We start from the raw sequence: 8,397 nt of genomic DNA, 5'->3' as shown, positions 1-8,397 counted from the left end.
CACCCGCAAAGCAGTTCGAGGAAGCTGCGCCGCGAGCGGGGCGGCACGGCCGCGAGAAAGTAGGAAATCCACTCTGAAAGGCGGGAAAGGACATGGCGGTGATTCCGGGAAGCCCAAAAAATTCTCTTTGGCCGATTTTTCTATAGGATTGGTTATGCGGCACTGTAACTGTGTCAAGCACTCTTTCAATAAAAATGGAAATCAACGTTCAATGGAACGGGATTTAATGCTTAAACTAAAGCTTCTAAAAGCAAATCAGGAAAAGAGATTATGATTAATTTAGCTGAAAAAAAATTTAATAGTATGCAAGTATATAAAAAATTATTGGACGTGATCACTGAAAATGTGTTGACACCAAATTATCGACTACAAGAACAAAAATTAGCAATAACATTCAACGTAAGCAGAACAGTAATAAGAGAAGCACTTTTCAGATTGTCTAATGAAAAAATAATTAGATTAGAAAAAAACAAGGGAGCAAGGGTTTATTGCCCAGACATAAAAGAATCCAAAGAAGTATTCCATGCTAGAAAATTACTTGAATGTTCTTCTCTAGAAGAATCTATTAAAAAAATCAACAATGCAGATATTGATAAACTAATATCTATATGCTCAAATGAGAAAGCAAGCTTAAAAAGAGTGAACAACAGAGAGTCTATAAGATATTCGGTTGAGTTTCATTCGCTATTAGTGTACATAGCAGGTAATGACGTTATTTATAATTTAGTAAAGGAATTGGCTGCACGCACATCACTTATTATTTCTGCATATGGTACTCCGTATGGCGCAGGATGTTCATGTGGGAATCACGAAGAGCTTATAGAGATTATAAAAGATAGGGATGTAGCGTCGGCAAAAAAATGGTTGGCAAAGCACTTTGATCAAATACAATCCAGCCTACATTTAGATCGAAAATTTGAACATAATGATGATTTTAGTAAGATTTTTGAAATTAATACTTGAGAGGATAATATGAATATACAAATTATAAACCCGAACTCTAGCAAAAAGATTACTGATGATATAAAAAAAGCTATTAAAAAGTACGATATTAATAATAAGAATCTAGTTTTTACAACTGCATTAGATGGTCCGGAGACAATTGAATCATCTTTTGATGAATGCTTCAGTGCAACGACCGTATTGGAAACGATAAAAAAAAATACTCATAAATATTTTGATGCACATATTATCGCATGTTTTGGTGACCCTGGGTTAGACGCTGCAAGGGAATTTGCGGATGTTCCTGTGATTGGGATCGCAGAAGCATCTATGCACTTTGCTTCCTTGGTTGCGACAAAATTTACAATAATTACGACTGTATCTAGGATGAAAACACATACAGAAAACTTGCTATATAAATACGGATATGACAGAAAGTGCAGTAAAGTTAGGGCTATTAATTGCCCTGTTTTATCATTAGTAGACGAATTTGATATCTCCAGAGGAATTTTGGAAGAAGAATGTGTAAAAGCTATTGATGATGATAATATAGGTGCGATAATTCTCGGTTGTGCTGGTATGGCTGGATTATCAACGGATCTAACAGCCAAATATGGAATTCCAATTATAGATGGTGTTATATCAGCAATATATTTATCTGAAGCGTTAATAAATAGCAATATAACAACCAGCAAGCATGGAGATTATGCATTTCCTCCAGAAAAAAAATATCTTGGTAAATTTAAGAATATGGGTACAACATTATGATTAAAAATGATAGAGATTTTGTAGGGTATGGGGCAAATTTGCTTAACCCAAACTGGCCTAATAATTCTATATTAGCATTACAATTTGTACTAAATTTAGAAGAAGGTGCGGAAAATTGCGTTATCAATGGAGATCAATCATCAGAATCATTCCTGTGTGATGTAATTAACGCAAAGCAATACAATGCTCGCCATAAAAGTGTTGAGTCATTATTTGAATATGGTTCACGTATAGGTTATCGAAGAGTTATTGAGGAATTTTCCAAAAGAGATTTGCCGTTAACTATATTTGCAAGCGGTCTAGCATTGCAGATAAATAGAGCTATGGTGGAAGAACTTTTTTCGGTTAGGCAAGAAATTGCTGGACATGGATGGCGCTGGATTAGTTATCAAGATGTTAGTCCGGAGATTGAAAGGATTCATATAAAAAAAACTATTGATCTAATTAGTGAAATTACCAATGAAAGTCTTATAGGATGGTATACAGGTAGAGATAGTCCGAATACAAGATCTATTTTAATTAAAGAGAAATGTATTATGTATGACTCTGATTATTATGGTGATGAGTTACCTTTTTGGTATATTTCCGAAGATGGTAAATCTAATTTTAATAAACATCTTATCATTCCATATAGTCTAGACTGTAATGACATGAGATTTCACACGGTTAACGGATTTAGAACATCAAATGAATTTTTTGAATACTTAAAAGATTCTTTTGACTATCTATATTGCTTAGGTGAAAAAAACGAAACTCCAAAAATGATGTCAATAGGACTACATTCTCGAATTATTGCTAGACCAGGCAGATTCGTTGCTATTCAGCGATTTCTGGATTATATAATGAATTTTGACAGGGTATGGATTACCCGTCGTCGGGATATAGCAACTCACTGGATCAATAATCATGGTTAATCAGTTTCAATTTATCTGACCAGCACGATGTTTGATTTGTATTTTAAACAGTAATCCATTTTGATTTAATCTATTGATTCTTATGACAGTGAGGTGTCTCATGGCGATGAACCGCGTGCAGTTTCAGAAAGTCTTGTCCCTCCCCGATTTTATGCAGCGTTCTGGCACTGAGGAGCAGTGCGCAACGGCCTCGGAATCGGCGCTTTGGCTAGACGAATTTCATTGCCCCCAGTGTTACGAGACCCAGTATTCTGTTCTGAAATGCAGTTCGCGCAAGACATTTCAACGCAACCATTGTCGACATCAGACTTCGTTGATTACCGGAACCCTCTTAAAAGAGCCTGTGCTTACCATGCCTTTAAGTTTCGGAAATATGCGCAACAACGTTATCTCTTCACTATGACTTATCTCTTCAACGGTTGTTTTAATCTGGTCACGTTAATCCTGAGTTTGCTTTGCGCTGCCATTAACACTGGAATAAGGCCTGGGGACAGGCTTCGCACATCGTAATCTTTGTGCTAATCAAGAGGTTTTTTATGAGCCAGTTAGAAAAAAATATCTATTGTGAAAATTTTTCGATAAATGCTGCAGATAGTTCACTAGGAGCAGAAGTTATTTTTTGTACCGATGAATTTTTTGCTCCAGCGTACAGAATACTTCTTCCAACTGAACCTAAGTTTTTGCCAGATTACTATGATGAAAATGGAAAATGGATGGATGGATGGGAAACGAAAAGAAGACGATCCACTGGATTTGATTGCTGTATTATCAAACTTGCATATCCATGTTTAGTAAAAAAAATCTGCATTGAGACAACCTATTTTATAGGTAATTCACCAATGGCAATATCGGTTGATTCATTGTATATTGATAAAAATTTAGTGGTTGATACAAGATCTGATTGGGTAAATGTGCTTGGTTATGAGCGCGTTGATTGTAATTCAATTAACGAATTTAGTCTTTCAACTAATTTAATTTCAACGCATATTAAGCTTAATATATATCCAGACGGAGGAATAGCAAGAATTAAAGTTTTTGGTGATATACAGAGAAAATTAAATTATACATCTAAAGAAAATGATAAAACTAATGAGAACTTGCTCTGTATTAGTAATGGTGCTAAAGTTATTGCTTGCTCCGATAATCATTATGGGTCACCTATTAATTTATTGAAAAGTACTCCTGCTATTAATATGGGGGATGGGTGGGAAACCAGGAGGAGACGAACACCTGGTAATGATTGGTGCATATTTAGCTTATTTAACCCAGGTGAAATTAATGCTTTTGAATTAGATACTAGTTTCTTTAAAGGAAACTATCCTTCGCATTGTAGCATTCAAGGTTTAACATATACTAAATATAAATTGCCACAAGAATATAAAAAATTATTAATCTATGAAAGTATGTTTTGGGATACCCTTGTTCCAAAGATAATGCTAGCGGCAAATAACCAATTGAAAATTTCATATAATGACAAGTCATCATATACCCATATCAGGCTGAATATTTATCCTGATGGTGGATTAAGTCGGTTTAAAGTTTGGGGAAAATTTAATGAATGGTAAAATGCTTGAGGTTCAAGATGTGTCAACAACTAAATTTCAGAAATATGGTTGGCTGATAGATAAAAATTACTTGATTCCTCAATTAATCAATGATGGTACATGTTTTAAATTTGATTTAAATATTAATTATTCTCCATCTGCAGAAACGGCCAATTATCAACCTAAAATTTATGCTTCTAAAAATCGATCATTTCCTCTTTTAATTAGCCACTTAGAGCGCCATCCTCATGGAATACAGTTTTTTTTCCCTTTTTGTGGTACTGCTTTCATATCTGTAGTGGCACCCATCTCTGTAGATATTGATCCGGATTCAGTTGAAGCCTTTTTTATTCCGAAAAACGTTGGTATTGTTATTAACAGAGACGTATGGCACCACTCATTAATTTCAATTAATGACAATTCACAGTTTTTTGTGATTGAAAATGAAGTTCCAAATAACTGTAAAATTCAGTCTATTTCGCAGAAATTAGTTATTCGTGATTACAATTGTCGATAGGAGTGTCTAATATTATGTATCTCTCTTTTGTGGTTAACTTCGAAGAAGGATCCGAAATAAGCTTTTTAAATGGTGATATTGTTAATAACGCCATTTACGATGGGCACGATAATATCGACGGTAGGGATTACTGTTTGAGTTCCCACTTTGAATATTCTTTATATGAAGGGATAGACAGAATACTTGATTTATTTAACCGGCACAGAACAAAAGCAACCTTTAGCTGTTGCGGATTATCGGCTTATAAACATCCAGAAATAATAAAAAAAATATATGCTCATTCTCATGAAATTTCCGCGCACGGCTGGAGATGGCAGAATCATGTTTTTATGAGTTTAGATGAAGAGACAGTTGACATAAATAATACCAAACAAATTATATATGAACTTACCGGAAAATTTCCTGTCGGATGGCACACGAGGAGTTCTAGGTCTCCTCAAACTCGGCAATTACTATACGATGCTGGTTTTGTATATGATAGCGATGATTATTCACGTGATTCTGCTTATCTATGTAATGATTTTTCAACACCTTATGCTATTATTCCGTATTCATTTGATACAAATGATATGCAGTTCTTAGGGCGGGGAAATTTTTTACAAGGGAATGACTTTTTCTTATATATAAAGTCTGCTATTGAATGGATTCTGTATGAGGAGTCACTTACAGATTTAAATTCATATAAGATAGTAACTGTTGGTCTTCATCCTCGAATTATTGGTAGGGCAGGTAGAATAGGCGGATTAAAAGAGTTGCTTAATTGGATTGATGGAAATGAAAAAATTAATATAAGCACGAGAGAGGGTATTGCACGTGATTTAATTAGTGCCTGACCGAAAATATGATTGCCTTTCATAAACAGTGTGTTATAATGTTTCTGGCCTTATGAAGAGGACGATTCTGTGATGCGACGATTCTCTGTTTTATGCCTTTTTTTGGCTTCTGAGGCGATTACCCATTGAAACCATGGGTGTTTTTTAACGCAATATCCAAACTTACGGAAAATCTTCGTTATGAGAAAAGTGATTAACGCGCAAATGGTTTTTGGAGAAACCGATATTTCTGCTATCCAGCTTGATCTCAAGTCGCGGGATGATATTCCGCGCCTCTTGCGCGGCCTTCAACACATTTATATGCAACCGGAACTCCGGGAATAGGTATTTACCATCCTGGAGGATATGCGCCCCGTACAAGTCGATGGCAAAACCCGGGTCAGCGCCGAAAAAGGCCGTCCTGGATGGCACTCTGGAGAATATTGGTGCTGGGGGTGTTGCGGCTGGGTCTCAACGCAGATTACGATCGCATCCACGATTTAGCCAATCATCATCGCGTCATCCGGGAAATGCTGGGACATGGGGGATGGGAAGAAAATACCGATCAACGGTACCCTCTGCAAACCATCAAAGATAACCTGAAATTATTTACCCCGGAAATATTGGATCGGATCAATCAGGAAGTGGTGCAGGCGGGGCATGTTCTACTCAAAAAAAAGCCCGAAGAAGGGCTCAGCGTGCGGTGTGATTCTTTCGTCGTAGAAACGCGGGTGCATTATCCGACCGATATTAACCTGCTGCTGGATGCGATTCGGAAGTAACCGGTAACTGAGCGGCGTATCTTGCGGGCTACTTCAGAATATTATATAGATCCGAGCGCAGGGGGTTGGCGGCGAAGTGCTGTTTCCAGAGCCTGGGCGTCAGTTCGGCGACGCGGGAACTGGGATGCTGGGCGACCCGCTGCAGGACATCGACCAGATACTCGTAGGGATTGATGTCGTGAAGGCGGCAGGTGGTCAGCAGGCTTTGCACGATGCCCACCTGTTTAGCCCCCAGTTCCGTCCAGCAGAACAGCCAGTTCCTTCTCCCCATGGGGATTACCCGTAATCCGCGTTCCAGATGGTTGGTGTCCATGGGCACATCCGGATCACTGAGGAAGACTTCCAGTCCCGCCCGGCGTTTGTGGGCATAGGCGAGGGCTTTGCTCAGAGGGTTGCTGGGCAGCAGTCCGGTATCGGCGGCGGTATCCGCCACCCAGGTGAAGAACGCTTCGACCAAAGGCTGGGTTTTCGTCAGCCGGACCTCGTGCTTTTGCACGCCTTTCAGCCCCAGATCCCGAATTTCGGCTTCCACCGCATACATCTGGCCAATCATTTCCAGCGCGACGGCGGCCCGCTGCGGATCGGCGTCCTGGCTTTCGTAGAATTCCCGACGGGTATGCGCCCAGCACTGGGCATGGGTGAGTCCTTCCGTTTTTTGGGCATAACGGCTGTAGGCCGCATAACCATCCGTAATCAGTATCGACCCGGGAGGGGCGGTCAGACCCAAGAGCTGATCCACATGCTCTGCCCGGCGGCTTTCGCAGTAGGGGAAGCAGATTTCATCCTGTTCGCCATACACCGGCCAGAAATACCCTTGTTTCATTTTGCCCGGTCCTTTCAGGCCCGCCTTGATGGGGGTTTCATCCATGGCCTTCACCCGGGAGGCGCGGATGGAGGCAAACTGGGCGTCATGGATGGGTTCCAGAAGCCCCACAATCTGTTGCATCAATTGGGTCAGCCACGGCCGGCTCAGAGTAAAGCCGCCATCCTGCAAGCGCTGATGAATCCGGTAGAGCGGCAGATGGTAGAGGAACTTGTCGACGATCATCCCGGCGACGAAGCTGACGTCGGCGCGACTGCCCTCAAGGACCCCTACGGGGGCAGCGGGGCAATGGATGACCTGGGTGTCGAGACGCTTGATCACCGGGCGGACATATTTGATCACCACATAACTGCCGGGCTGCTGGGCCAGACGGTAGGTTTCCTTGGTCCCGATGACGGTGTATTGCTCCGGCGTCAGGCCCGCGATTTCGGGGTTGGGAACTTCAATGGTGGTAACCGGGACTTGATCGGCATCGAAGAAGGGGACCGCTTCGGCCCGCTCTTCGGCTTGGCTGCGGGTGCTTTTGCGGGTATGGGCCGGAATGCGGCGGGTGGGTACTTCTGCCGGGGGCACCGGGGTGGCTATGCCCAGCGCCTCGGCGAGGGTCAGCTGCTGGGTCGGGGCTTCGGGAATCCGCTTTTCGCTCTTCTGGCCGAAGGTCTGGCGCTTGAACCAGTCGAGCTGATGTTTGAGCGCATCGATCTGTTCCTGGAAAGCCGCGAGTTTTTGTTCGGTATGCAGCCATCCCTGCACGGCCAGGAGGACGATTTGCGGGGACAGGGTAGCGGCCTCTTCAAGGCTTAAGGGGGTCGGAAACAGGGCCGCTGCCGTTACGTTTTTCATGTGTAGAATCATGGCAATAATCACTGATCCTGTCCATAAAAAAGGCCTGAAAAAGTCATAAAAAAGCGCGTTATTCCGCTGTTTCCGGCGCTTGATAACGCTTGCGCTGCGCGCCCGGCACAATCCCTTCGAGCATCAGCTTGAGATCCGTCCAATCCATCTCCCGGGTCACCACTTTCTGCCAGTCCGGGAGAAAGCGACCGCGCTCCAGACGCTTGGCCCAGAGGCAGAATCCGGTGCGATCCCAATATAACACCTTCATCTGGGTGGCCCGCCGGTTGATGAACACAAAGAGATGTCCAGACAGGGGATTCTGGCGCAAGACACTGCAGGTCAGCGCATACAGCCCGTCATAGGACTTACGCATATCCACCGGCTGGCCGCAGAGATGCACCCGTACCCGACCTTCCGGGAAAAACATCAGCCCCGCACCAGATGCAGAATCAGGCCAC

Annotated in this window: 10 protein-coding genes and 1 pseudogene; 9 read left to right on the top strand and 2 right to left on the bottom strand. The window is 42.1% G+C overall.

Annotation, left to right across the window (positions count from 1 at the left end):
* The 9 genes and pseudogenes from HAP95_RS12165 to HAP95_RS17155 form a co-directional block, all read left to right on the top strand.
* Window positions 1-274 (top strand): hypothetical protein (locus HAP95_RS12165; RefSeq protein WP_215884471.1); only part of this gene is annotated, 274 nt, incomplete at its 5' end.
* Window positions 271-963: a GntR family transcriptional regulator gene (locus HAP95_RS12160; RefSeq protein ID WP_215884470.1), complete on the top strand. Its 693-nt coding sequence runs from the start codon at window positions 271-273 to the stop codon at window positions 961-963. The genes HAP95_RS12165 and HAP95_RS12160, both read left to right, overlap by 4 nt.
* Before the next feature lie 9 nt (window positions 964-972).
* A complete protein-coding gene (locus tag HAP95_RS12155) occupies window positions 973-1,710 on the top strand; it encodes an aspartate/glutamate racemase family protein (protein WP_215884469.1) in 738 nt (245 codons plus the stop codon).
* Window positions 1,707-2,624 (top strand): polysaccharide deacetylase family protein, encoded by a 918-nt coding sequence (locus HAP95_RS12150; protein ID WP_215884468.1) that lies wholly within the window; start codon window positions 1,707-1,709, stop codon window positions 2,622-2,624. Before HAP95_RS12155 ends, HAP95_RS12150 begins: the two co-directional genes overlap by 4 nt.
* A gap of 82 nt (window positions 2,625-2,706) precedes the next feature.
* Complete coding sequence (locus tag HAP95_RS17530) at window positions 2,707-3,027, top strand: transposase (RefSeq protein WP_368356585.1); 321 nt, start codon at window positions 2,707-2,709, stop codon at window positions 3,025-3,027.
* 133 nt (window positions 3,028-3,160) lie between these two features.
* Window positions 3,161-4,189, top strand: coding sequence for an allantoicase (gene alc / locus HAP95_RS12140; RefSeq protein WP_215884466.1), 1,029 nt, complete (start codon window positions 3,161-3,163; stop codon window positions 4,187-4,189).
* Window positions 4,179-4,685 (top strand): ureidoglycolate lyase, encoded by a 507-nt coding sequence (locus HAP95_RS12135; RefSeq protein WP_215884465.1) that lies wholly within the window; start codon window positions 4,179-4,181, stop codon window positions 4,683-4,685. The genes alc and HAP95_RS12135 overlap by 11 nt, the downstream gene beginning before the upstream one ends.
* Before the next feature lie 14 nt (window positions 4,686-4,699).
* A complete protein-coding gene (locus HAP95_RS12130) occupies window positions 4,700-5,518 on the top strand; it encodes a polysaccharide deacetylase family protein (protein ID WP_215884464.1) in 819 nt (272 codons plus the stop codon).
* 180 nt (window positions 5,519-5,698) lie between these two features.
* Window positions 5,699-6,276, top strand: a pseudogene (locus HAP95_RS17155) (ISNCY family transposase); the annotation flags it as partial.
* A gap of 31 nt (window positions 6,277-6,307) precedes the next feature.
* On the opposite strand, the gene tnpC reads toward HAP95_RS17155, so the two are convergent.
* Complete coding sequence (tnpC, locus tag HAP95_RS12115; protein ID WP_215884472.1) at window positions 6,308-7,921, bottom strand: IS66 family transposase; 1,614 nt, start codon at window positions 7,919-7,921, stop codon at window positions 6,308-6,310.
* A gap of 94 nt (window positions 7,922-8,015) precedes the next feature.
* Window positions 8,016-8,397, bottom strand: a 382-nt coding sequence (gene tnpB / locus HAP95_RS12110; RefSeq protein ID WP_215884461.1) for an IS66 family insertion sequence element accessory protein TnpB, incomplete at its 5' end; no start/stop codon positions are given.

Origin of the sequence: Acidithiobacillus sulfurivorans, assembly GCF_018853815.1 — a bacterium.
In the GTDB taxonomy this organism is placed as follows: Bacteria; Pseudomonadota; Gammaproteobacteria; order Acidithiobacillales; family Acidithiobacillaceae; genus Acidithiobacillus; species Acidithiobacillus sulfurivorans.
This window is presented reverse-complemented; position numbering and strand designations above follow the sequence as displayed.